This is a genomic window from Cryobacterium sp. Y57 (assembly GCF_002929505.1).
GTDB lineage: Bacteria > Actinomycetota > Actinomycetes > Actinomycetales > Microbacteriaceae > Cryobacterium.
Map to the genome: position 1 here is coordinate 42849 of NZ_PJJL01000072.1, position 21030 is coordinate 63878.

Genomic DNA, 21030 nt, shown 5'->3' on the forward strand with positions numbered 1-21030 from the left:
GTCTCCACGTCGTTGTGTACTGAGCTGAACTGAGCTGGGCTGGGCTGAGCTGAAGTTGCAACCCATCAGATAGGTCGCAGTCCCATCATGTGGGTTACGTTGGATTCTGTCAAGGCGCGGCAACCCGTCGGAGCCGGCACGGCCCTATTCTGGAGTCGATGCCTAGAGCAGCTAAGTAGGAGCAACAATCGTGTCAACGGAGCAGGTGAATCGTCGGTCACCCACGCTGGTGCTGCACAAAATCACCGAGATTCTCAACTGTTTCCGGGTGGATGCCCCCGAACTCACCCTGCAGCAGGTGATCAAGAAAACCGGCCTGCCATCGAGCACCTGCCAGCGCCTCGTGCAGGACATGGTGCATGAGGGACTACTTGATCGCGATCAGGATCGGTACCGCATTGGAATCGCAGTGGTGCGCTGGGCTGCGCCCGGCACGCTCGGCCTCGACGCAGTGCAGCTCGTGAAGCCGGTGCTGCAGGACCTGCGCGACGAGACCGGCGAGACGGCATGCTTCTACGTTCGCGACGGCGCCTTCCGCACCATCGTGGCCGTAGCCGAGACGCGGCACGTGGTGATCCGGCCGTTCATGGTCGGCATGGTCATGCCGCTGCACGCCGGCGCTCCCGGAAAGATTTTTCTCGCCTTCGATCCGGACGCCCGCGCCGCCATCGAGAGGTCTGATCTCGAGGCATTCACGGGTTCCACGCCAACCGATTTGGCACTCCTCGATGCCCAGGTCACGAGCGCGCGCGCGCAGGGCTACTACGCCGCCTTCGGCGAGCGCAACCCCGGCGTGGGCTCCATCAGCGCACCCGTCTTTACACACATGGGCGAGCTAGCCGGGGCTATCGGCCTGGGCTTTCCCACCCAGAGGGTCACGCCCGACGACGTCGACCGACTCGGCCCGCTTGTGGCCCGGGCGTCGATCGAGGCGAGTCGTCGCTTGGGCTACGACTCGGCCGTGCGCGGGTAGAACTCCCGCCCCGTGACGGGGTACAGCCGAGGGGCCAGGCCTCGATGCAAGAGGCTTCTGCTAGAAGATGCGAACGAGGTTGCGACGCTCGACCTGGCGGTAGCCATCGCGGTGTACCTCGACGACGAGGGCAATGATTGAAACAACGGCAACGAGCACGATGGCGGTAAGAATGAACACGAGGTGCCTTTCACAAGAAGTGGACTGGCCCGGCACGGAGGCGACACTGCTCGTGTAAGACTCTCTTATTCGACCACCCCTGACCGTGCAGCACAATCGCTTTTTTCTGCATGAATTATTTAGACTAGCTACATGGACGTGCAGCGACTCGAACTGCTCCGTGAACTCGCCGACCGCGGCAGCATCACGGCCGTCGCCCTCGCCACGCACCGCACACCCTCGGCCGTCTCCCAGCAACTCAAGGTGCTCGAGCGCGAAGCTGGCCTGCAGCTCACCCAGCGGCACGGGCGTGGCCTCGTACTCACCGATGCTGGCCGCGCCCTGGCTCGCAGTGCAACGGATGTCGCGGTGTCGCTCGCGAAGGCAACCGCGCTCTGGGACGAATTTCGCAACAACGCCACCGGCGACGTGAGCCTCGTCACCTTTCCGACGGCCGGTCAGATGCTGTTGCCCGGGGTGATTAAAGACCTGGGGCCCGGGCTCGTACTCAACTGCGCCGACGAAGACCCCGAACTGAGCGACTTTCCCGCCCTCACCGCCGAGTATGACATTGTGCTGGCCCACTCGATCAGCGGACAATTGTCCTGGGCCGGCCGGGGCCTCACGGTCGTTCCGCTGATGAACAAGCCGCTGGATGTGGGACTGCCGGTGGGGCATCCGCTTGCTGATCGCGCCTGGGTGCGCCCAAGCGACCTTATCGGTGAGACCTGGATCGGGGTTAGCGACGGTTACCCGTTCGAGCGTATTCTGCACGCGATCGAGCAGGAAGCCGGCGCTCACTTGTCAATGGCGCAGCGCTTTGCCGACCTCGCCTTGATCGAGTCGTTTGTGATTGCCGGGCTTGGCATCGCCCTCGTGCCGCGCTACACCTCCAGCGGGGGCCAGCCCGGCCGCCTCGTATTGAAGCCCTTGCGGGGCGTCGAATCCCAGCGCCAGATCGTGGCGCTCATGCGCCCCGACCGAGCGGAGCGCTTAGCGGTGCGCACCGTACTGGGCGCCCTTCGCGCCCAAGCGTTGCAGGTGCAACATTCTCACACGGTGAAATAGGTCGGCCTTCGCGGCGTTACTGGTTCTGAGGAAAGCCCAGGTTGATACCGCCGTGGCTTGGGTCGAGCCAACGGCTCGTCACGGCCTTCTCGCGCGTGAAGAAGTTGACCCCGGCGGGGCCGTAAGCCTTGGCGTCACCGAACAGCGAGTTCTTCCAGCCTCCGAAGGAGTGGTAGGCGACCGGCACGGGAATGGGCACATTGATGCCGATCATGCCCACCTGCACCTCGTTCTGGAACCGGCGAGCGGCGCCGCCGTCGTTGGTGAAGATCGCGGTGCCGTTTCCGTACTGGCTGGCGTTGATGAGGTCGAGGCCCTCCTGGTATGTCGCCACGCGCACGATCGACAACACGGGTCCGAAGATCTCGTCGAGGTAGACGGCCGAGTCGAGGCTGACCTTGTCGAACAGGGTCGGGCCGAGCCAGAAACCGTTCGGGTCACCGTCAACTGTGATATCCCGACCGTCGATGACGATGTCAGCTCCGTCATTTTGGGCGATGTCGATGTACCCGGCAACTTTGTCGCGGTGCACCTTCGTGATCAGCGGGCCCATGTCGCAGCCGCGGGTGCCGTCTCCGACCGTGAGGCCCGTGACCCGTTCGGCGATCTTCATGATGAGGTCGTCGGCGACCGGCTCGACGGCCACGATGACGCTGATGGCCATGCAGCGCTCACCGGCGGATCCAAAACCGGCGTTGACGGCGGCATCCGCGGTGAGGTCGAGATCGGCGTCTGGCAGCACGAGCATGTGATTCTTCGCGCCGCCGAGGGACTGCACACGCTTGCCGTGCTTGGCCGCCGTCTCGTAGATATAGCGGGCGATGGGCGTCGAGCCGACGAAGGAGATCGCCTGTACGTCGGGGTGCACGAGCAGAGCGTCGACAGCTTCTTTGTCACCGTGCACGACGTTGAGCACACCCTCGGGCAGCCCGGCCTCGGTGAACAGTTCGGCGAGCCAGTTCGACGCGGAGGGGTCTTTCTCGCTCGGCTTGAGCACGACGGTGTTGCCGGCCGCGATGGCGATCGGAAAATACCAGAGCGGCACCATCGCCGGAAAGTTGAACGGGCTGATGATGCCCACGACGCCAAGCGGCTGGCGCAGTGTGTAGACGTCGACGCCGGTCGAGACGTTCTCGGAATACTCGCCCTTGGACAGGTGCGGCATGCCCAGCGCGAATTCGACGACCTCGAGCCCGCGAATGATCTCACCGAGCGCGTCGGAGGTCACCTTGCCGTGTTCGGCGGTGAGAATGTCGGCCAGGTCACCTTTTCGCGCATTGAGCAGCTCGCGAAAGTTGTACATGATGCTCTGCCGGCGGGCCTGGCTCATATCGCGCCAGGCCGGGTAGGCCGCCTGGGCGACCGCGACGGCGGCGTCGAGGTCGCGCGCGCTCGCGAGCAACACGTTCTTGGCGACTGTGCCGGTGGCCGGGTTGAACACCGGCGCGGTGCGCGAAGAAGTACCGACGGCTGCTGCGCCGTTGATGTAGTGCGAAATGGTGGGGACGTCGGTCATGGTTGAGCCTTTCCGTGGATCGGTTGAGAAAGCAGGTCGAGGCTGAGCACCTCGTCATAGATGGCGAGCGCTTCAGCCACCTCCGCATCGGTGACGACGCAGGGCGGCACAACGTGGATGCGGTTCTCCACGAGGAACGACAGCAGGCCGCGGCCGAGCAGTTCGCCCTTCACCCGGGTCATGACGGCGGCACTCACCGGCTCGCGGGTCACCGGGTCGGCCACGAGTTCGAGCGCCCAGAAGACGCCGACACCGCGCACTTCGCCGATAATCGGGTGTTGTGCCTGCAGCGCCTTCAGGCCCGGCTCGAGCACGTCTCGACCGATGCGGGCGGCGTTCTCGACGATGCCCTCGGCCTCCATCGCGTCGAGCGCGCCGACGATCGACGCCATGGCGAGCGGATGCCCACTGTAGGTGAGTCCGCCGGGAAAGACTGTCTCGTCGAAGGTGGCCGCGATGGCATCGGAGATGATCACACCGCCGGTGGGTATGTAACCGGAGTTGACACCCTTGGCAAAAGTGATCAGGTCGGGCACGACGTCGTACGCTTGAAACGCGAACCAGTGGCCGGTGCGACCGAAGCCGCACATGACCTCGTCGAGGATGAGCATGATGCCGTACTTGTCGCAGAGCGCGCGCACACCGGGCAGGTAGCCGGCCGGCGGCATCATGATGCCGGCGGTGCCGGGAATGGACTCGAGCAGAATGGCGGCGATCGACGCAACGCCCTCGCTCTGGATGACGCGTTCGAGGTGGTGCAGGGCACGCGCGCATTCCTCGGCCTCGCTGGTCGCCCAGAATTCGCTGCGATACAGGAACGGGCCGAAGAAGTGCACATGGCCGCGCGAATACTCGTTGCGCATGCGGCGCCAGTCGCCGGTGGCGACGATGGCCGCTCCGGTGTTGCCGTGGTACGACCTGTAGAGCGAGAGCACCTTGTCGCGGCCGGTATGGAGGCGGGCCATGCGTATGGCGTTCTCATTGGCATCCGCTCCACCGCTGGTGAAGAAGACCTTGTTGAACCCGGCCGGGGCACGGTCGGTGATGCGCCTGGCCGCTTCACCGCGGGTGAGATTGGCCGTGGTCGGCGCGATGGTCGTCAGCAGGGCGGCCTGCTCGGTGATGGCTTTCACGACAGCCGGATGCTGATGGCCGATATTCACGTTCACCAGCTGACTGGAGAAATCGAGATAGGTTCGTCCGTCGTGATCCCAGACGCGGCAGCCGAGCCCACCGGCGATGACGAGCGGCTTCAGCGCCGCCTGCGCCGACCAGGAGTGGAAAACGTGCGCGCGGTCGAGTGCGCTGGTGTGCGCATTGAGGCTTTTGGTGCTGGTGTCAGTCACGGATATCGCTGGCTTTCTGTGTGGGTGGTGGAGATGAAGAATGCTGTTTTCTGGCCGTGATGGTGTCGGTCATGGCCGGAATCACGGTCTCGCCGTAGACGCCCATCGTTTCTTCCTTGTTGTCGTGCTGCAGGTACCCGGCAAACTGGTCGACACCGAGTTCTTTGAGCGCCTCGAGCTTCTCGATGTGGTTTTTTGCGGTGCCAAGCAGGCAGAACCGGTCGACGATCTCGTCGGGCACGAAAGCGGCGTGCTCATTGCCGGCCTTGCCGTGCTGGTTGTAGTCGTACCCCGCACGGTCCTTGATGTAGTCGGTGAGCGCCTTCGGCACGGTCGAATCGGCGCCGTACTTGGCCACGATGTCGGCCACATGGTTGCCGACCATGCCGCCGAACCAGCGGCACTGGTTGCGCATGTGCTCCCAATCCGCTCCGATGTAGGCGGGGGCGGCGACGCAGAACTTGATCGACAGGGGATCGCGGCCGGCGTTGGAGGCGGCGGTGCGCACGCTCGCTATCATCCACTCGGCGACATCGAGGTCGGCCATCTGCAGGATGAAGCCGTCGCCCACCTCTCCGGCGAGCTTGAGCGCGAGCGGGCCGTAAGCGGCGACCCACACGTCGAGCCTGGAGCCGCGGCTCCACGGAAACTGCACCGTGGCGCCGTTGTATTCGACCGGGCGGGAGTTGGCGAGCTCCCGAATGACGTGGATCGACTCGCGCAGGGTCTTCAGGGTGGTCGGGGCCCCGTTGGTGGTGCGCACGGCCGAGTCGCCGCGGCCGATGCCGCAGATGGTGCGGTCTCCGTACATCTCGTTGAGGGTCGCATAGGTCGACGCCGTGACCGTCCAGTCGCGGGTGGCCGGGTTGGTGACCATGGGACCGACGATGATCGTGCTGGTCTCGGCCAGGATACGGCTGTAGATCACATAGGGTTCCTGCCAGAGCAGGTGCGAGTCGAAGGTCCAGACGTGGCTGAAACCGTGTGCCTCGGCCAGTTTGGCCAGTTGCACGGTGCGCGCCGACGGCGGGTTGGTCTGTAGCACTGCTCCAAAATCCATGGTTCCCCCTAGATGAGGTACTGGCTCAGGCCGCGCGTGATGAAACGACCGTCGCCCTTGGTGCCGAGGTAGGTGAAATCGTCGACGACGACCTTGCCGCGGGAGATCACGGTGTCGACGTGGCCGTCGATCTCGTAGCCCTCCCAGGCGGAGTAGTCCATGTTCATGTGGTGTGTCTTTTCCACACCGATGGACGTGTGCCCGTTCGGGTCGTAGATCACCACGTCGCCGTCGGCGCCGGGCGCGATCACACCCTTCTGGCCGTACATGCCGAACATTTGCGCCGGGGTGGTGGAGCACACCTCGACCCAGCGTTCGAGCGAGATCTTGCCATCGACCACTCCCTGGTACAGGAGGTCCATGCGGTGTTCGACCGAGCCGATGCCGTTGGGAATCTTGGAGAAGTCGGTCAGTCCCAGGTCTTTCTGACCCTTCATGCAAAACGGGCAGTGGTCGGTGGAGACCATCTGGATATCGTTGGTGCGCAGGCTCTGCCACATGTGATGCTGGTGCCCATCAGCCTTGGCGCGCAGCGGCGTGGAGCAGACCCACTTGGCCCCCTCGAAACGGCCCCACTCGTCGCTCTCTGCGCCCAGATTGTCCTCGAGCGAGAGGTAGAGGTACTGCGGGCAGGTTTCGCCGAACACGTTCTGGCCGTTGTCCCTGGCCTGTGCAATCTGGGCCACGGCCTGCTGGGCTGAGACATGCACTATGTAGAGGGGTGCTCCGGTGAGGTCGGCGAGCATAATCGCCCGGTGCGTGGCTTCTTCCTCGGCCTGCCAGGGTCGGGTGAGCCCGTGGTAGAGCGGACTCGTCTGGCCGGCAGCGACCGCCTGCTGCACGAGCAGATCGATGACGCTGCCGTTCTCGGCGTGCATCATGATCATGCTGCCGTTCTGGGCAGCCCGCTGCATGGCCTTGACGATCTGGCCATCGTCACTGAGGAACACGCCCTTGTAGGCCATGAACAGTTTGAAACTCGAGACGCCCTCGTTCACGAGTTCGTCCATAGCGGTGAGGGAGCTGTCCTGCACGTCGGAGAGAATCTGGTGAAAACCATAGTCGATGGCACACTGGCCGGAGGCCTTCTCGTGCCAGGCGGCGTAGCGCTCGAGCACACTCTCGCCGGCGTACTGCACGACGAAGTCGACGATGCTCGTGGTGCCGCCCCAGGCGGCGGCGCGGGTGCCGGTTTCAAAGGTGTCGCTGGCCTGGGTGCCCCCAAACGGCATCTCCATGTGGGTGTGGGCGTCGATGCCCCCGGGGATGACGTACCTGCCGCCGGCGTCGATGACGCGGTCGACATTGGCCGCCACATCGAAGCCGAGCAGGTTCGCGCCGGGCGCGAGCACCGCGGCGATTTTCTCACCGTCGATCAGCACATCGGCGAGCCCTCGGCCCGTGGCGTTGACCACGGTGCCGTTCTTGATCAAAGTCTTCATGGCATCCGCTCTAATCCGTGGCAGCTAGGGCGCAACGAGGGGCTCGTAGGAGTCGGGGCGGCGGTCGCGATAGAACTGCCAGGAGTTGCGCACCTCACGGATCACGCCGAGGTCGAGGTCGCGCACGACGATCTCCTCGGTGTCGGTCGAGGCTCGTTCCCCCACATAGTTGCCCATGGGATCGACGAAGTAGGAGCTGCCATAGAAAGTCACGGCCTCGTCGCCGAACTCGGCTTTCTCGTTGCCGATGCGGTTGTTGGCGCCGATGAAGTACTGATTGGCCACGGCGGCGGCCGGCTGCTCGAGCTCCCACAGGCGGTTGGACAGGCCAGGCTTGGTGGCCGAGGGGTTGAACACGATCTCGGCGCCGTTCAAGCCGAGTGCGCGCCAGCCCTCGGGAAAGTGGCGGTCGTAGCAGATATAGACGCCGATCTTGCCGTACTTCGTGTCGAAGACCGGGTAGTCGGTGTTGCCGGGGCGAAAGTAGAACTTTTCCCAGAACTGCGGCAGGTGGGGGATGTGGTGCTTGCGGTATTTGCCGAGGTAGGTTCCGTCGGCGTCGATGACCGCTGCGGTGTTGTAGAGTACGCCGGGCTGCTCTTCTTCGTAGATCGGCACAACGATGACCATCGTGAATTCGGCGGCGAGCTTTTGAAAGCGCTCGACGATAGGGCCCGGCACGGCTTGAGCGTAGTCGTAGTACTTGGCGTCCTGCACGATGCCGAAATAGGGGCCGTGAAAGAGTTCCTGAAAGCAGATGACCTGTACGCCCTGGGCGGCCGCGGTACGCACGAAACCCTCGTGCTTTTGGATCATGGATTCTTCGTCGCCGGTCCAGGTGGCCTGGGTGATCACTGTTCGAACGATGTTTCCACTGTCAACACTCATGCTGTGCCTTCCACTTGCTTTCGTTCGTCAAAGGCAACACGAACCGCGCTGTTCGTGTTGTTATTCATTGACGTAAACATTTCAAATGTGTTTTTCTATGTATCGCACGCATTAGTTATCCTGTCGGCCAGCGCACCCGGAGGCAAGGGCAATGCAGAACTTTATCGGCGAGATCGAGCAGCGCTCCCCCGCTGGGATTGCCGCGGCCATCGGCCGGCTGATTGCCTCCGGTCGGCTCGCACCGGGCGACCGCTTGCCCACCGTTCGAGTGCTGGCCGGCGAGCTCGGCGTGAGCCCCGCCACGGTCAGCCACGCCTGGCAGGCGCTTTCCGCGGTCGGCCTGATCACGTCACGCGGGCGCGGCGGCACCTTCGTGCAGGACACCGCGCCCCAGTGGCTGCCGGCCCGCAGCCAGTCCATGATTGGCGCGGTTGGCGCGGTTCGCCTCGATCTCTCGCGCGGCACGCCCGACCCACAGTTATTGCCGAAGCTGGGGCCCGCGCTCTCCCGGGTTTCCCAGCGGGCGGTGACGCCGAGCTATCAGGATCTGTCGATTATTCCCGAGCTGCTCGACGTGCTGCGGGTTTCGTGGCCCTACCCGGTCGATTCCATCACCATCGTCGACGGCGCCCTCGACGCCATCTCGCGCAGCCTCGACGCGGTGACCCACTTCGGTGACCGGGTCATCGTGGAGAACCCGTCGTTTCCGCCGTTCTTCGACCTGCTCGACCAGCGCGGGCTCGAGCGGTTACCGGTCGCCGTGGACGAGCACGGCATCGTTCCGGCCGGCTTCGCTGCAGCACTGCAGCTCGGCCCGGCGGTTGTGCTGTTGCAGCCGCGCGCGCACAACCCCACCGGAGCGTCGATGACAGCGCATCGGGCCGAAGAACTGGCCCGGCTGCTGCGCACGACTGCGGCGAGCGCTGACACCATCGTGATCGAAGATGACCATTCCGCCGAGATCAGCATCGCACCCGACGTGAGTCTTGGCGTCTGGCTGCCGGAGCGCACGCTGCACGTGCGCAGCTTTTCCAAATCGCACGGCCCCGACCTGCGCATTGCCGCCCTCGGCGGGCCGGCCGCGCTCATCGACCCGATCGTGTCACGGCGCATGCTCGGCCCCGGCTGGACCAGCCGCATGCTGCAGACCATTTTGCACGACCTGCTCACCAACGGTGAGAGCATGGCGCAGGTCAGCGAGGCCCGCCGCATCTACTTCGCCCGCCAGCGTGCCCTCGCCAACGCCCTGGCCGAGTTCGGGCTCGACGTGGTGCAGGCCGACGGCATCAACACCTGGCTGCCGGTGCACAGCGAACGTGACGCCATGGTGCATCTCGCTGCGTCGGGCATTCGCGTGGCCGGTGGCTCGCCGTTCCTGGCGAACACCGGTGGCCCCGAGTTCATTCGAGTGACTGCCGGCGCCCTGCCCGACGACATACGACCTGTAGCTGAGGCGCTCTTCGCCGCGGCGCATCCGCGTGATGCCGCTGTGCATCCGGTCGCTGCGCGCTGGTCGTAGCCCTGCCGGGGGCCTAGGGTTGAGGCAGACCACCGGTTTGCTTTGACCGGTTCTGCTGGCCTGGATTTGGGCTGAGGTCCACCACTGCTGTGTCACCAACAGCGTGCCAGTCTGCGCCTGATTTGCCTGGAGCATGGGGCCGCACAGAGTCGAAAGAAACCCCATGCCACGAACTGTCGCGCGCCTCGCCGCACTGGCCGCTGCATCCCTCTTGCTCTGCGGATGCGCCGCCACGGTCGCCCCCGCCACCACCAGCACTGACGCGCCGGCAGCCAGCGCGAACTACCCGATCACCGTCGACAATTGCGGCACGAGCGTTACCGTCACGGCCGCCCCCGAACGCATCGTGTCGATCAAATCGTCGGCGACCGAACTGCTACTGGCCCTCGGCGTCGGTGACCGCATCGTGGGTTCAGCCTTTCTCGACGGCCCGGTGCCAGAGTCGCTCGCAACGACAGGCGCCGACCTCAACGTGATCAGCGACTTTCTGCCGGGTCAGGAGGCCGTGCTCGGGCTGAACCCCGACTTCATCTACGGGGGCTGGGAATCCAATTTCACTGCGGACGGCGCGGGAGAACGTGACGCCCTCACGGCTCTCGGCGTGGGAACCTACGTCTCCCCCGCGGCTTGCAAGGGCGAGCGGATGCCGAACCCACTCACCTTCGACACCGTGTTCGCCGAAATTGAGGAGGCTGGCGCAATCTTTGGGGCAGCGCCCGCAGCCGCCGACCTGGTCAGCGCCCTGCAGCACGAATTGGCCGCGCTCGAACCGGCCTCCACGGACACCTCGGCCCTCTGGTACTCCAGCGGTACCACGACTCCCTACGTCGGCGCCGGCATCGGTTCGCCGGAAATGATCATGCAGGCCGCCGGCCTGAGCAACATCTTCGCTGACGTGAAAGACACCTGGACCTCGGTGGGCTGGGAATCGGTCATCGAGGCCAACCCGAGTGTCATTGTGGTGGTCGACGCCACGTGGAACACGGCCGCCTCGAAGATCGCCCACCTCGAATCGGACCCGGCCACCCAGGTGCTCGATGCCGTGAAGAACCAGCGCTACATCATCTTGCCGTTTGCCTCGACCGAGGCCGGTATCCGCAATGTAGAAGCGGCGTCCTCCGCGATCATCCAGCTAGCCGACCTGAACGAGTGACCTGGTCCAGTCGGGAACTGCGGTGACCCGGAGCAGGTACCTCGGGTGGCTCCTCGCGGCCACCATCACGTTGATTCTGGGGTGCGGGGTGGCGGTGACCATTGGGCCGGCCGCCGTGTCCCTTGGACAGGTGATGAGCAGCATCGGCGCCCACCTCGGTGTCGCGACGGAACCGGTTCCGCTCCTCATCGACTCCATCGTCTGGCAGCTGCGGCTGCCGCGCGTGCTCACGGCTGCGCTGGTCGGCGCCGGCCTTGCGCTGAGCGGCGCCGTGATGCAGAGCGTGACGCGTAACCCCCTCGCCGACCCGTACCTGCTCGGGCTTTCGAGCGGGGCATCCGTCGGCGCGGTCTGCGTTGTGATTCTCGGAATCGGCTTTTTTCTGCCGGCGGCGGCTTTTGCCGGCGCACTACTCGCCCTCGTCGCGACGCTGAGCATCGCCAAGGTCGGCGGCACGATCACGCCGGTGCGAGCCGTATTGGCGGGACTCGCTATCGCGCAGCTCGCCGGCGCCCTGACATCATTCATCATCTTTTGGGCCGCCAAGGGCGACTCTTACCGCGAGATCCTCAACTGGCTGCTCGGCTCGGTGGCTGGCGCCACCTGGCAGAGCGTTGCGATCGCCGCGACGGCCGTGGCCGTCGTGGGCACGGGTATCCTGCTGTCGGCGACCCGGCTGGACGCCTTCGCCTTCGGTGATACCTCGGCGGCAAGCCTGGGCATCAACGTGAACCGCACCCGCTGGGCGCTGCTCGGATCGGTCGCGCTGCTGACCGGGGCGATGGTGGCCGTCAGCGGGTCGATTGGATTCGTCGGGCTTATTCTGCCGCACCTCGTGCGCGGCGTCAGCGGCCCGGGGCACCGCCGGCTGCTGCCGCTGGTAGCGGTTTGCGGCGCGCTGTTCCTGGTCATCGCCGACACGCTCGCACGCACGGTGTTCGATCCGCGCGAACTGCCGGTGGGCATCATCACCGCGTTCATTGGCGTGCCCGTCTTTATTCTGCTGATCAAGAGAAAGAAGTCGCACCTGTGGGCGTAGACCTCGACCAGCTGTCGTTCACCATCGACGACACCATAATTCTGCGGGACGTCTCGGCGTCACTGCCCACCGGCAGCGTCACCGGTCTGCTCGGTCCGAACGGTGCCGGCAAATCCACCCTGCTGCGGCTCATCGCCGGCATCGACAAAGCGGATACCGGCGCTGTTTCCCTCGACGGCACCTCGGTCGGGTCGTTGCCCCGGCGCGAAGCGGCCCGCCGGATCGCGTTGCTCGAACAGAATGCGGCGCCGAGCGTGGAATTGACCGTGCTCGACGTCGTGCTGCTCGGCCGCATCCCGCACCGCACCAAGCTGATGGGGTCGTTCGGCGGTGACGACGACCGCGCCGTCGCCTTCAGCGCCCTCGAGGCCGTCGGCGCGGCGCCGTTGGCCGACCGGTACTGGCAGACCCTGAGCGGCGGGCAGCAGCAACGCGTGCAGATTGCCCGGGCCATGGCGCAGCAGCCGAGCCTGTTGCTGCTCGACGAACCGACCAACCACCTCGACGTCAGCGCCCAACTCGCTCTGCTGGGGCAGGTGCGTGAGCTCACAGTGACGGCAATCATGGCCTTGCACGACCTCAACCTCGCGGCGGCGTACTGCGACCAGCTTCTGCTGCTCGATGGCGGCCGGCTCGTAGCCTCGGGCACCCCCGAAGAGGTCCTCACCCCCGAGATCATCGGCGAGGTCTACGGCGTGGACTGTTTCATTGTGCAACACCCGCGCGGCGGGCATCCGGTCATCGTGTACTCCGCCGCCACGTCGAAGGGCAACTCATGAGGAACGTCACCGTGCTGGCCGGCGGCGTCGGCGGCGCCCGCTTCACCCGCGGGCTGCTGGCCCACCTCGCCGCGGCCGCCCCCGACGCAGCCGTGACGGTGATCGTGAACACCGGCGACGACATGTGGCTCGACGGGCTGCGCATCTGCCCCGACCTCGATACCGTCATGTACACCCTCGGCGGCGGCATCAACGAGGAGCAGGGGTGGGGCCGTCCCGAGGAAACCCAACGGGCCTCATCGGAGATCGCCGCCTACGGCCGGGGCTGGTCATGGTTCACGCTCGGCGATCTCGACCTCGCCACGCACATCGTGCGTACCGATCTGCTGCGAAACGGGTCGACCCTCAGCGAGGCAACCGCGTTTCTCTGCCGACGCTGGCAGCCCGGGGTGCAGTTACTGCCGATGACCGACCAGCCCGTCGAGACCCACGTATGCCTCGCTGAGAATGTGGATGAGCACGCAGCCGGTGATTATATTCATTTTGAGGAATGGTGGGTGCGTTACCGGGCCCGGGTGGCCGTAACCGGTTTCGAGCAGCGCGGGCTGGCCGACGCGGTTGCAGCGCCCGGCGTGCGTGAGGCCATCCGAACGGCCGACCTCATCGTGCTTCCACCTTCAAACCCGGTCGTATCGATCGGCACAATTCTGGCCGTGCCCGGCGTTCGCGACGCCCTGCGTTCCACGACCGCCCGGGTGGTCGGAGTATCCCCGATCATCGGCGACGCGGCCGTGCGCGGTATGGCCGATGCCTGCCTGCGCACGATCGGAGTCGAAACGAGCGCCCTTGCCGTCGGACTGCACTACGGCTCCCGCAATCGAGGCGGGCTGCTGGACGCCTGGCTCGTCGATGAAACGGATGCCGCGGCGCTGCCCGCGCTGGCGGCCGCCGGCATCCGCTCTGCTGCGGCGCCACTGTGGATGAGGGGCCTGACCGCCACGACCGCGATGGCCGCCGCCGTACTCGCCCTGTGAACTACAGCCCGGTGAACTACAGCCCTGTGAACTAGAGCCCGGCGAGCAGCGCGCTCGTGTGCGGGCCGAACCCGAACGCCCGGGCCACGTCGAGGTCGACAACGGTATCGACATCGTGGCGCAGCGTCGAAGTGGACGACAGGTTAAGCACAACGTGTCCGGCGGCCTGGTGCGCGGCGCGTGAGCCGACACCGAACTGCGGCGTGAACACGATGCCAGCACGGGCGAACAAACTCGTCGTTCCCACGCCTTCGGCGTCGGGCACCACAGACCGCGGGTGCTGGGCGGCGAGCGCGAAAGCGTCGTCGAGGTCGGCCGGGCGCAGGGCGGGCAGGTCCCCGGTCAGCACGGCCAGGTGCGCGTCAGGCTGGCTCAGTCGGGCGGCAGCGATGCCCTGCATGATCGCAGTATTCAACCGGGCATGCCCCGTTTCAGCTCCCGCCGCCTCACGCACGATGACCGCGCCGAGCCCGGCGAGCAGCGCGCCCACACGCGCACTCGGGGTCACCACGAACACGCGCTCCACAACGGATGCGGCCACCAGAGCCGCCACCGTGTCGAGCGCGAACGCATCGGCGAACGCTGCCCGTTGGGCCCCAGCCCCGAGTCGGCTCTTCGCTTCCGGGCTTCCCTTGATGGGAACGACGACCACCCAGCTCGCCGTGCCCGAAAGCGCCGACGGCCTTCGGTCGGCTGCGCCGCAGGTCTGGTCCATAGTAAAACGCTAGCAGCGTCGTGCGCACTCGGGGCGCGGTAGCCTCACGGGTCGACTGCAACCATACGACGACCGTTGTCACCCGCGTCGAGGGCAACTTTTCGGGCCGCAGCGTCGAGCAGAACTACCGTTTCACGCTCCACACCGAGAGCGGCCTGATCGAAGCCCTCACGATCTCGATCTAGGCCGTTCCGGCCGCGAAGCCGGCGGCATACCCCTCGGCGTACCCCTCGGCACAGGCCTCCGCCGTGCCGAGACGGAACATGTCGCTGTCGCTCGGGCGTTGCAGCGCCCGAGCGCCGGAGAGCGCCAGGTCACCGACCAGGCGGCCGAGTCCGCGTACCACGGCGACCGGGTTGCCGCTGGTCTTGCCCTTGACCAGATCGGCAGCGGCAGCGATCTCGTCGGCGACGGCCGCGACGGTGACATCGAGGCGGCGGCCGGAGGTATCCGCTGTGCCGCGCAGGTCGTCGAGTACCGCGAAGCCGGCTGCGCCAATGGCCAGGTCAGTCTGGCCTTCCCGCCAGGGGCGTCCGGCGGTATCGGTCACCAGCACGCCGAGCCGCAGCCCGGTGCGCTCACGGAGGGCCGCGCAGATGATGCGCGCAGATGAATCCGGATCAACCGGCAGTAGCAGCACCACGCCATCGGGCGCGTTGCTGGTGTCGACGCCCGCTGCGGCCATGACCAGGCCCTGGCGGTTTTCGACGATGCGAGTGACCCCGCCGGGGTACGCCCGCGACGCCACGACGCGCACCGTCTCGTCGGTGATTGCCTGCTCCCGGTCCACCGCCGCGACGACGCGACCCTCGGCTTTTGAGACGATTTTGCTGGTAACTGCCACAATGTCGCCGTCGAGCAGGCGTGACTGCGCCGCCTCCGCGATCAGACCGGCAAGGTCGTCGCCGGCCTCAATCTCGCCGAATCCACCGAGCGTGAACACCTTGAGGCCGAACAGTTCCATAGCGCCCACTTCGGCGGCGGCAGCGTCGGGCTGCGAATCGTGCGTCATCTACCGAACGAGCTTCGGCAGAACGGATGCCCCAAAAACGTCGATCCACTGCTTCTGGTTGCGACCCACGTTGTGCAGGTAGATGCGATCGAAGCCGAGGTCGACGAACTTTTGGATGTACTTGCGGTGCTCGTCGGGGTCGGCTGAGATGATCAGGCGACCCTCGAAGTCTTCCGGGCGCACCAGCTTGGCCATCTGCTCGAACTCGAACGGCGAACGGATGTCGCCCTTCGGAAACTTCATGCCACCGTTCGGCCACTCGTGCAGCGCGCTGGTCATGGCCTCTTCGTCGCTCTCGGCCCAGCTCATGTGCAGCTGGAGCACCTTGGGCATGATCGAGGGGTCCTTGCCGGCTTCGCGGGCACCGTCGTCGAACTTGCCGAACAGCATCGAGATCTTCTCCAGCGGGGCACCGACCGTGATGAGGCCGTCGGCGAGCTTACCGGCACGCTTGGCGGTGACCGGGCCGGCGGTGGCGACCAAAATCTCGGGGGCCACCTCGGGCATGGTCCACAGCCGAGTCGACTCGAGCTTGAAGAACTGGCCGGAGTGCTTGACATCCTTGCCCGCGATCGACCCGGCGAACAGCTTCGAGATGATTTCGATTGCCTCGAACATGCGATTGATGCGCTCGGGTGCTTCCGGCCAGTAACCACCAACGATGTGCTCGTTCAGGGCCTCACCGCTGCCGAGACCGAGCCAGTGCCGGCCGGGATACATCGAGGCGAGGGTCGCGGAGGCCTGGGCCACCATGGCCGGGTGCCAGCGAAAAGTCGGGGCGGTCACGCCGGGACCGAAATCGCCCGTGGTGCGCTCGGCAATGGCGGCGAGTACGCTCCAGACGAAACTCGACTGGCCCTGGGCCGGTACCCACGGTTGAAAGTGATCGGCCGCCATGACGCCGGTGAAACCATGCTCCTCGGCGTACGCCGAGAGCGCGACCGCCTCAGCCGGTGCGAACTGCTCCAACATGGCCGCGTAGCCAATCTGCAACTGCGTCATTGTGCCCTTCCTGCGCCTCAAGATTTTCTACTGATTCACTCGCACCCTATTCAATCGCACCCTGAGGAGAACTGCATTCGATACCGCGGGGCGGCATCCGCTCGGCGCCTTATAGGCTGGAAGCATGCGCATCGCCACCTGGAACGTCAACTCAGTTCGTGCTCGTTCCGGGCGTATCGTCGACTGGCTGGAACGTGAGGACATCGACGTTCTCGCGATGCAGGAGATCAAGTGCAAGCCCGAACAGTTTCCGTTCCAGGTGTTCGAAGACGCCGGCTACGACCTCGCCATTCACGGTCTGAGCCAGTGGAATGGCGTGGCGTTTGCCAGCCGCGAACCGATGACGGATGTCGTCACCGCTTTTCCGAATATGCCCGGCTTCCAAAAAGGTGCCGTCGGTCCCGATCAGCCGCTCGAGGCGCGCGCGCTCGGTGTGACCGTGAATGACCTGCGGCTCTGGAGCCTGTACGTGCCGAACGGGCGCGCTCTCGGCGACCCGCACTACTCCTACAAACTGGCCTGGTTGAACGCCCTCGAGGCCCACGCAGCCGAGGAACTGAGCCGGCACCCCGCGCTCGCCCTGGCGATGATGGGCGACTGGAACGTCGCGCCCCGCGACGAAGACATGGGTGACCCGAGCTTCGTGCCCGGCACCTCGACCCACATCTCGCCGGAGGAACGCAAAGCGTTCGACGCCTTCGAGCAGGCCGGCCTGACCGACGTCGTGCGGCCGATCGTGCCGGAGGGTTTCACCTTCTGGGACTACAAGCAGCTGCGATTTCCGCGCAACGAGGGCATGCGCATCGACTTCATCCTCGGCTCGCCAGCCTTTGCCGACCTCGTGACGGATGCCAGCATCCACCGCAATGAACGCAAGGGCGACGCGCCGAGCGACCACGTGCCGGTGCTCGTGGACCTCGACCTCGGCGGCGATGACGACGATCGCCCGATGATTTTCTAAATCCTTCGGCCGGCTACGTGCTACGTGCTACGCGGAGATCTTCTCCCGTGCCTGGTACTTCGGGTGGGCCTGTTCGGCAGCGGCATCGAACTCGGCGTCGATGTCAGCGTTGGGCTTGTAGGTCGCGAGGGAAACGACAACGGCCACGATCAGGCTGGCAGCGAAGCCGGGCACGATCTCGTACAGGATGTCGCCGAGCGCGGAGTTGCCCCAGACGAAGACGACGACGGCACCGGTGGTCATGGAGGCCAGCGTACCGGCGGTGGACAGCTTCTTCCAGTACAGGGAGAGGAGGACGACCGGTCCGAAGGCAGCTCCGAAACCGGCCCAGGCGAAGCCGACCAGGTCAAGAATGGTCGAATTCTGCTGCAGGGCGATGAGCCCGGCAACGACCGCCACGACCAGCACGCCGAGGCGTCCGAACGTGACTAGCTGCTTCGGGGAGGCCTCCTTGCCGACGATTCGATACAGGTCCTCAACCAGTGCCGAGGATGACACGATCAGCTGTGAGGAGATGGTGCTCATGATGGCGGCCAGCACCGCAGCCAGCACGAGGCCGGCGATGAACGGGTGGAACAGGGTCTGCGAAAGCAGCAGGAAGACCGTTTCCGGATTCGCGAGCGATAGGTCGGGGTTCTGCTGGAAGTACGCGATGCCGATAAGCGCCGTGGCTACGGCACCAAGAGCGGTGAGAATCATCCATCCGATTCCGATGCGGCGGCCGGCCTTGGCATCCTGCGGGGTGCGCATGGCCATGAACCGCACGATGATGTGCGGCTGGCCGACGTAGCCAAGGCCCCAGGCCGCGGCCGAGATAACGCCCAGAACGGACCCACCAGCGGTGAGGGAAAGCAGGTTCGGATCAACTTCGCGGATGGAGTCGAGGGTGGCGGTGATGCCGCCGGTGGCGTTGAGAGCTACGAGCGGAACCGCAATCAGCGCGACGAGCATGAGCAGGCCCTGGGCGACGTCGGTAAGAGTCGCTCCAAGGAAACCGCCAAATAGCGTATAGAGCAGGGTGACGCCGGCCACGATCAGCATGCCGGTGAGGAATGTGGAGCCGAAGGACTCCTCGAAGAACACGCCGCCAGCCACCATGCCGGACGACACATAGAACGTGAAGAACACCAGGATGATGATGCCGGAGACGACCCGCAACAGGCGCGACGTGTCCTTGAGCCGGTTTTCGAAGAAGCTCGGAATGGTGATCGAGTTGTTCGATACCTCGGTGTACGAACGCAGCCTCGGAGCAACGAACTTCCAGTTCAACCAGGCACCGATGGTGAGGCCGATCGCGATCCAGGCCTCGACGAGGCCGGACACATAGATGGCTCCGGGAAGTCCGAGCAGCAGCCAGCCGGACATATCGGAAGCGCCGGCGCTCAGCGCAGCGGTACCGGGTTTGAGGCCGCGGCCGGCGAGCATATAGTCGTCAAGATCTTTGGTCTGCCGAAAAGCAAAATACCCGATGGCGACCATGCCAGCAAGGTATAAAACGATCGCGATTATCTGAAATGTTTGATCCGTCAATGGGATTCCTTTGTTGGGATGCCCGACGTACAGGACGTGATTACCCGCGTTGCGGGCAAGGTCAAAACTTCAGTCTCGCAGAAATACGGGCTTTATGCCACGTTTGACCACCCATTTGCCTACGTAACCGTTTGGTGACAGAGGGGCTTACCCCCTGCCCAAGGTTGCACTCAGCCCGTCCAGAATGACCTCACACGGCCGACGGCCCCGCAATCCCCTCCGTCGGTTGACAGAATTGGATACAGTATCCAGATGATTGGGAATGTTGACGCAACCCTCACGACCGGGCCGCTGGACGGCATCCGTGTTGCCGATTTTTCCCGCGTGCTCGCCGGGCCATTTGCCACGCTGAGGGTGGAGCGCCGTCGGCACTGACAAACAGTTCAGCACCCTCCTGCAGTTCAGCACCCTCCTGCAGATGGTCGGGCTACCCGAACTTAGCGGCGACGCCCGCTTTGAACCAACGCGAACCGCCTCGTGCACCGCACCGTGCTCAAGTCCTTGCTCAAGAAACAACTCAAGACGCGCTCCGTCGCCCCGCTCGGCGAGCACACCGGTGCCACATTCTTCGATAACCGGCCTTGCTGAGCGCCGCGCAGCCTGACCGATCCTAGAAACCGACCGTAAGCATCCGCTTCACCGACCGAAAGACGACTCATGCCCGCTGCCGCCCTGAGCAATGCCGAACCGACCGAAACCGACCTGACCGATGCCGCCGACCTCGTGGGCATCGATTCCCTGCTGACCGAGACCGAGACCGCTCTGCGGGGCGAGGTGCGAGCGTTCGTCAACACCACCATCAAGCCCAACATCGCCGGGTGGTATGAGAAAGCGGTCTTTCCGCTCGAAATCATTCCGCAGATGGCCAAACTCGGTCTGCTCGGCATGCACCTCACGGGCTATGGCTGTCCCGGACGCAGCGCGGTCGAATACGGACTCGCCGCTCTCGAACTGGAGGCCGGCGACTCCGGGCTGCGCACCTTTGTGAGTGTGCAGGGCTCGCTCGCGATGAGCGCTATCCACAAGCACGGCTCCGAGGATCAGAAGAAGGAGTGGCTGCCGCGCATGGCCACCGGTGAGGTGATCGGCTGCTTCGGGCTGACCGAGCCCAGTGCCGGCTCCGACCCGGCCAGCATGACCACCTTTGCGCGCCGTGACGGCAGCGACTGGGTGATCAACGGCATCAAGCGCTGGATCGGCCTGGCCTCGGTCGCACAGGTCGCGATCATCTGGGCGATGACGGATGAGGGGATCCGCGGCTTCGTCGTGCCCACCGATACTCCCGGTTTCCTGGCGACGCCGATCGAGCAGAAGCTCTCGATGCGTGCCTCGATTCAATGTGAGATTCAGCTGACCGAGCTGCGCCTACCCGACTCGGCGATGCTGCCCCAGGCACGCGGCCTGCGCGGACCATTCGAATGCCTGAACGAGGCCCGATACGGCATCGTCTGGGGCGTCATGGGCGCGGCCCGCGACAGCTACCTCACCGCGCTGGCCTTCTCGAAAGAGCGGATGCAGTTCGGCACACTGCTCGCCGGCTTCCAAATCACCCAGCAGAAGCTGGTGAACATGGCCCTCGAAATCAATAAGGGCACCCTGCTTGCATTGCAGCTCGGCCGACTCAAGGACGCCGGCACGCTCGCCCCGCACCAGATCTCGTTCGGTAAGCTCAACAACTGCCGCGAAGCCATTGCCATCTGCCGCGAGGCTCGTGCGATGCTCGGCGGGAACGGCATCACCCTCGACTATTCCCCGATGCGACATGCCAACAATCTGGAGAGCGTGCGCACCTACGAGGGCACCGACGAGGTGCACACCCTCATTCTCGGCCAGCAAATCACCGGCATCGCGGCGTTTCGCTGAGTCGCCTTATTCGTTGAGTTAGGGTTTTCAC

Annotated in this window: 20 protein-coding genes; 11 read left to right on the forward strand and 9 right to left on the reverse strand. The window is 65.1% G+C overall.

Going from position 1 to position 21030, the window contains the following annotated elements; all coding sequences use genetic code 11:
• The first annotated feature begins 190 nt into the window (after window positions 1-190).
• Window positions 191-973: an IclR family transcriptional regulator gene (locus CXY72_RS15850; protein WP_104128653.1), complete on the forward strand. Its 783-nt coding sequence runs from the start codon at window positions 191-193 to the stop codon at window positions 971-973.
• A 312-nt stretch (window positions 974-1285) separates the two neighbouring features.
• On the forward strand, window positions 1286-2200 hold the full coding sequence (locus tag CXY72_RS15855) for a LysR family transcriptional regulator (RefSeq protein WP_104128654.1): 915 nt from the start codon (window positions 1286-1288) through the stop codon (window positions 2198-2200).
• Window positions 2201-2216: 16 nt separating this feature from the next.
• Here the strand turns inward: CXY72_RS15855 and CXY72_RS15860 are convergent, their stop codons facing one another.
• Genes CXY72_RS15860 through CXY72_RS15880 form a run of 5 tightly spaced genes read right to left on the reverse strand, consistent with a single transcriptional unit; the run spans window position 2217 to window position 8452 of the window.
• Window positions 2217-3716, reverse strand: coding sequence for a CoA-acylating methylmalonate-semialdehyde dehydrogenase (locus CXY72_RS15860; RefSeq protein ID WP_104128655.1), 1500 nt, complete (start codon window positions 3714-3716; stop codon window positions 2217-2219).
• Window positions 3713-5062, reverse strand: coding sequence for an aspartate aminotransferase family protein (locus CXY72_RS15865; RefSeq protein ID WP_104128656.1), 1350 nt, complete (start codon window positions 5060-5062; stop codon window positions 3713-3715). The genes CXY72_RS15860 and CXY72_RS15865 overlap by 4 nt, the downstream gene beginning before the upstream one ends.
• Window positions 5055-6122 (reverse strand): TIGR03842 family LLM class F420-dependent oxidoreductase, encoded by a 1068-nt coding sequence (locus tag CXY72_RS15870; RefSeq protein WP_104128657.1) that lies wholly within the window; start codon window positions 6120-6122, stop codon window positions 5055-5057. The genes CXY72_RS15865 and CXY72_RS15870 overlap by 8 nt, the downstream gene beginning before the upstream one ends.
• An 8-nt stretch (window positions 6123-6130) precedes the next feature.
• Entirely contained in the window at window positions 6131-7564 is a 1434-nt protein-coding gene (gene hydA / locus CXY72_RS15875) for a dihydropyrimidinase (protein ID WP_104128658.1), read from the reverse strand.
• Between the two features lie 24 nt (window positions 7565-7588).
• Entirely contained in the window at window positions 7589-8452 is an 864-nt protein-coding gene (locus CXY72_RS15880) for a nitrilase-related carbon-nitrogen hydrolase (RefSeq protein ID WP_104128659.1), read from the reverse strand.
• Window positions 8453-8603: 151 nt separating this feature from the next.
• Between CXY72_RS15880 and CXY72_RS15885 the strand changes: the two genes are divergently transcribed.
• From CXY72_RS15885 to cofD, 5 genes are all read left to right on the forward strand, one after another.
• Window positions 8604-9971, forward strand: a complete 1368-nt coding sequence (locus CXY72_RS15885; RefSeq protein WP_104128660.1) for a PLP-dependent aminotransferase family protein — start codon at window positions 8604-8606, stop codon at window positions 9969-9971.
• Between the two features lie 163 nt (window positions 9972-10134).
• Window positions 10135-11124: a putative F420-0 ABC transporter substrate-binding protein gene (locus tag CXY72_RS15890; protein WP_104128661.1), complete on the forward strand. Its 990-nt coding sequence runs from the start codon at window positions 10135-10137 to the stop codon at window positions 11122-11124.
• Between the two features lie 22 nt (window positions 11125-11146).
• Entirely contained in the window at window positions 11147-12163 is a 1017-nt protein-coding gene (locus tag CXY72_RS15895; protein WP_104128662.1) for a putative F420-0 ABC transporter permease subunit, read from the forward strand.
• Window positions 12154-12942 (forward strand): ABC transporter ATP-binding protein, encoded by a 789-nt coding sequence (locus CXY72_RS15900; RefSeq protein WP_104128663.1) that lies wholly within the window; start codon window positions 12154-12156, stop codon window positions 12940-12942. Before CXY72_RS15895 ends, CXY72_RS15900 begins: the two co-directional genes overlap by 10 nt.
• Window positions 12939-13916, forward strand: a complete 978-nt coding sequence (cofD, locus tag CXY72_RS15905; protein ID WP_104128664.1) for a 2-phospho-L-lactate transferase — start codon at window positions 12939-12941, stop codon at window positions 13914-13916. Before CXY72_RS15900 ends, cofD begins: the two co-directional genes overlap by 4 nt.
• A 31-nt stretch (window positions 13917-13947) precedes the next feature.
• Here the strand turns inward: cofD and cofC are convergent, their stop codons facing one another.
• Window positions 13948-14631, reverse strand: a complete 684-nt coding sequence (gene cofC, locus CXY72_RS15910) for a 2-phospho-L-lactate guanylyltransferase (RefSeq protein ID WP_104128665.1) — start codon at window positions 14629-14631, stop codon at window positions 13948-13950.
• A 20-nt stretch (window positions 14632-14651) separates the two neighbouring features.
• Between cofC and CXY72_RS19645 the strand changes: the two genes are divergently transcribed.
• Complete coding sequence (locus tag CXY72_RS19645; RefSeq protein ID WP_158252606.1) at window positions 14652-14816, forward strand: hypothetical protein; 165 nt, start codon at window positions 14652-14654, stop codon at window positions 14814-14816.
• Here the strand turns inward: CXY72_RS19645 and CXY72_RS15915 are convergent.
• Both CXY72_RS15915 and CXY72_RS15920 read right to left on the reverse strand, forming a co-directional pair.
• Window positions 14813-15595 carry a coenzyme F420-0:L-glutamate ligase gene (locus CXY72_RS15915; RefSeq protein ID WP_104128890.1) on the reverse strand — a complete coding sequence of 261 codons (783 nt, stop codon included), beginning with the start codon at window positions 15593-15595 and terminating at the stop codon, window positions 14813-14815. The genes CXY72_RS19645 and CXY72_RS15915 overlap by 4 nt on opposite strands.
• A 48-nt stretch (window positions 15596-15643) precedes the next feature.
• The gene (locus CXY72_RS15920) at window positions 15644-16645 is read right to left on the reverse strand and encodes a TIGR03557 family F420-dependent LLM class oxidoreductase (RefSeq protein ID WP_104128666.1); all 1002 of its coding nucleotides are present in this window, start codon (window positions 16643-16645) and stop codon (window positions 15644-15646) included.
• Window positions 16646-16769: 124 nt separating this feature from the next.
• Here CXY72_RS15920 and CXY72_RS15925 point away from each other — a divergent pair, with 124 nt between their 5' ends.
• Entirely contained in the window at window positions 16770-17606 is an 837-nt protein-coding gene (locus tag CXY72_RS15925; protein WP_104128667.1) for an exodeoxyribonuclease III, read from the forward strand.
• A 27-nt stretch (window positions 17607-17633) separates the two neighbouring features.
• Here CXY72_RS15925 and putP read toward each other — a convergent pair whose 3' ends face one another.
• Window positions 17634-19136 carry a sodium/proline symporter PutP gene (putP, locus tag CXY72_RS15930; RefSeq protein ID WP_104128668.1) on the reverse strand — a complete coding sequence of 501 codons (1503 nt, stop codon included), beginning with the start codon at window positions 19134-19136 and terminating at the stop codon, window positions 17634-17636.
• Between the two features lie 252 nt (window positions 19137-19388).
• Between putP and CXY72_RS20230 the strand changes: the two genes are divergently transcribed.
• Both CXY72_RS20230 and CXY72_RS15935 read left to right on the forward strand, forming a co-directional pair.
• Complete coding sequence (locus tag CXY72_RS20230; RefSeq protein ID WP_233197891.1) at window positions 19389-19511, forward strand: CoA transferase; 123 nt, start codon at window positions 19389-19391, stop codon at window positions 19509-19511.
• Window positions 19512-19793: 282 nt separating this feature from the next.
• Window positions 19794-20999 carry an acyl-CoA dehydrogenase family protein gene (locus CXY72_RS15935; protein WP_104128669.1) on the forward strand — a complete coding sequence of 402 codons (1206 nt, stop codon included), beginning with the start codon at window positions 19794-19796 and terminating at the stop codon, window positions 20997-20999.
• Window positions 21000-21030: the final 31 nt, after the last annotated feature.

Excerpts from the sequence above, each read along its gene's own strand:
- CXY72_RS15855 (WP_104128654.1), top strand. The coding sequence starts at position 1,286 with ATGGACGTGCAGCGACTCGAACTGCTCCGTGAACTCGCCGACCGCGGC.
- CXY72_RS15860 (WP_104128655.1), bottom strand. The coding sequence starts at position 3,716 with ATGACCGACGTCCCCACCATTTCGCACTACATCAACGGCGCAGCAGCC.
- CXY72_RS15870 (WP_104128657.1), bottom strand. The coding sequence starts at position 6,122 with ATGGATTTTGGAGCAGTGCTACAGACCAACCCGCCGTCGGCGCGCACC.
- hydA (WP_104128658.1), bottom strand. The coding sequence starts at position 7,564 with ATGAAGACTTTGATCAAGAACGGCACCGTGGTCAACGCCACGGGCCGA.
- CXY72_RS15880 (WP_104128659.1), bottom strand. The coding sequence starts at position 8,452 with ATGAGTGTTGACAGTGGAAACATCGTTCGAACAGTGATCACCCAGGCC.
- CXY72_RS15885 (WP_104128660.1), top strand. The coding sequence starts at position 8,604 with ATGCAGAACTTTATCGGCGAGATCGAGCAGCGCTCCCCCGCTGGGATT.
- CXY72_RS15890 (WP_104128661.1), top strand. The coding sequence starts at position 10,135 with ATGCCACGAACTGTCGCGCGCCTCGCCGCACTGGCCGCTGCATCCCTC.
- cofD (WP_104128664.1), top strand. The coding sequence starts at position 12,939 with ATGAGGAACGTCACCGTGCTGGCCGGCGGCGTCGGCGGCGCCCGCTTC.
- cofC (WP_104128665.1), bottom strand. The coding sequence starts at position 14,631 with ATGGACCAGACCTGCGGCGCAGCCGACCGAAGGCCGTCGGCGCTTTCG.
- CXY72_RS15915 (WP_104128890.1), bottom strand. The coding sequence starts at position 15,595 with ATGGAACTGTTCGGCCTCAAGGTGTTCACGCTCGGTGGATTCGGCGAG.
- CXY72_RS15920 (WP_104128666.1), bottom strand. The coding sequence starts at position 16,645 with ATGACGCAGTTGCAGATTGGCTACGCGGCCATGTTGGAGCAGTTCGCA.
- CXY72_RS15925 (WP_104128667.1), top strand. The coding sequence starts at position 16,770 with ATGCGCATCGCCACCTGGAACGTCAACTCAGTTCGTGCTCGTTCCGGG.
- CXY72_RS20230 (WP_233197891.1), top strand. The coding sequence starts at position 19,389 with ATGATTGGGAATGTTGACGCAACCCTCACGACCGGGCCGCTGGACGGC.
- CXY72_RS15935 (WP_104128669.1), top strand. The coding sequence starts at position 19,794 with ATGCCCGCTGCCGCCCTGAGCAATGCCGAACCGACCGAAACCGACCTG.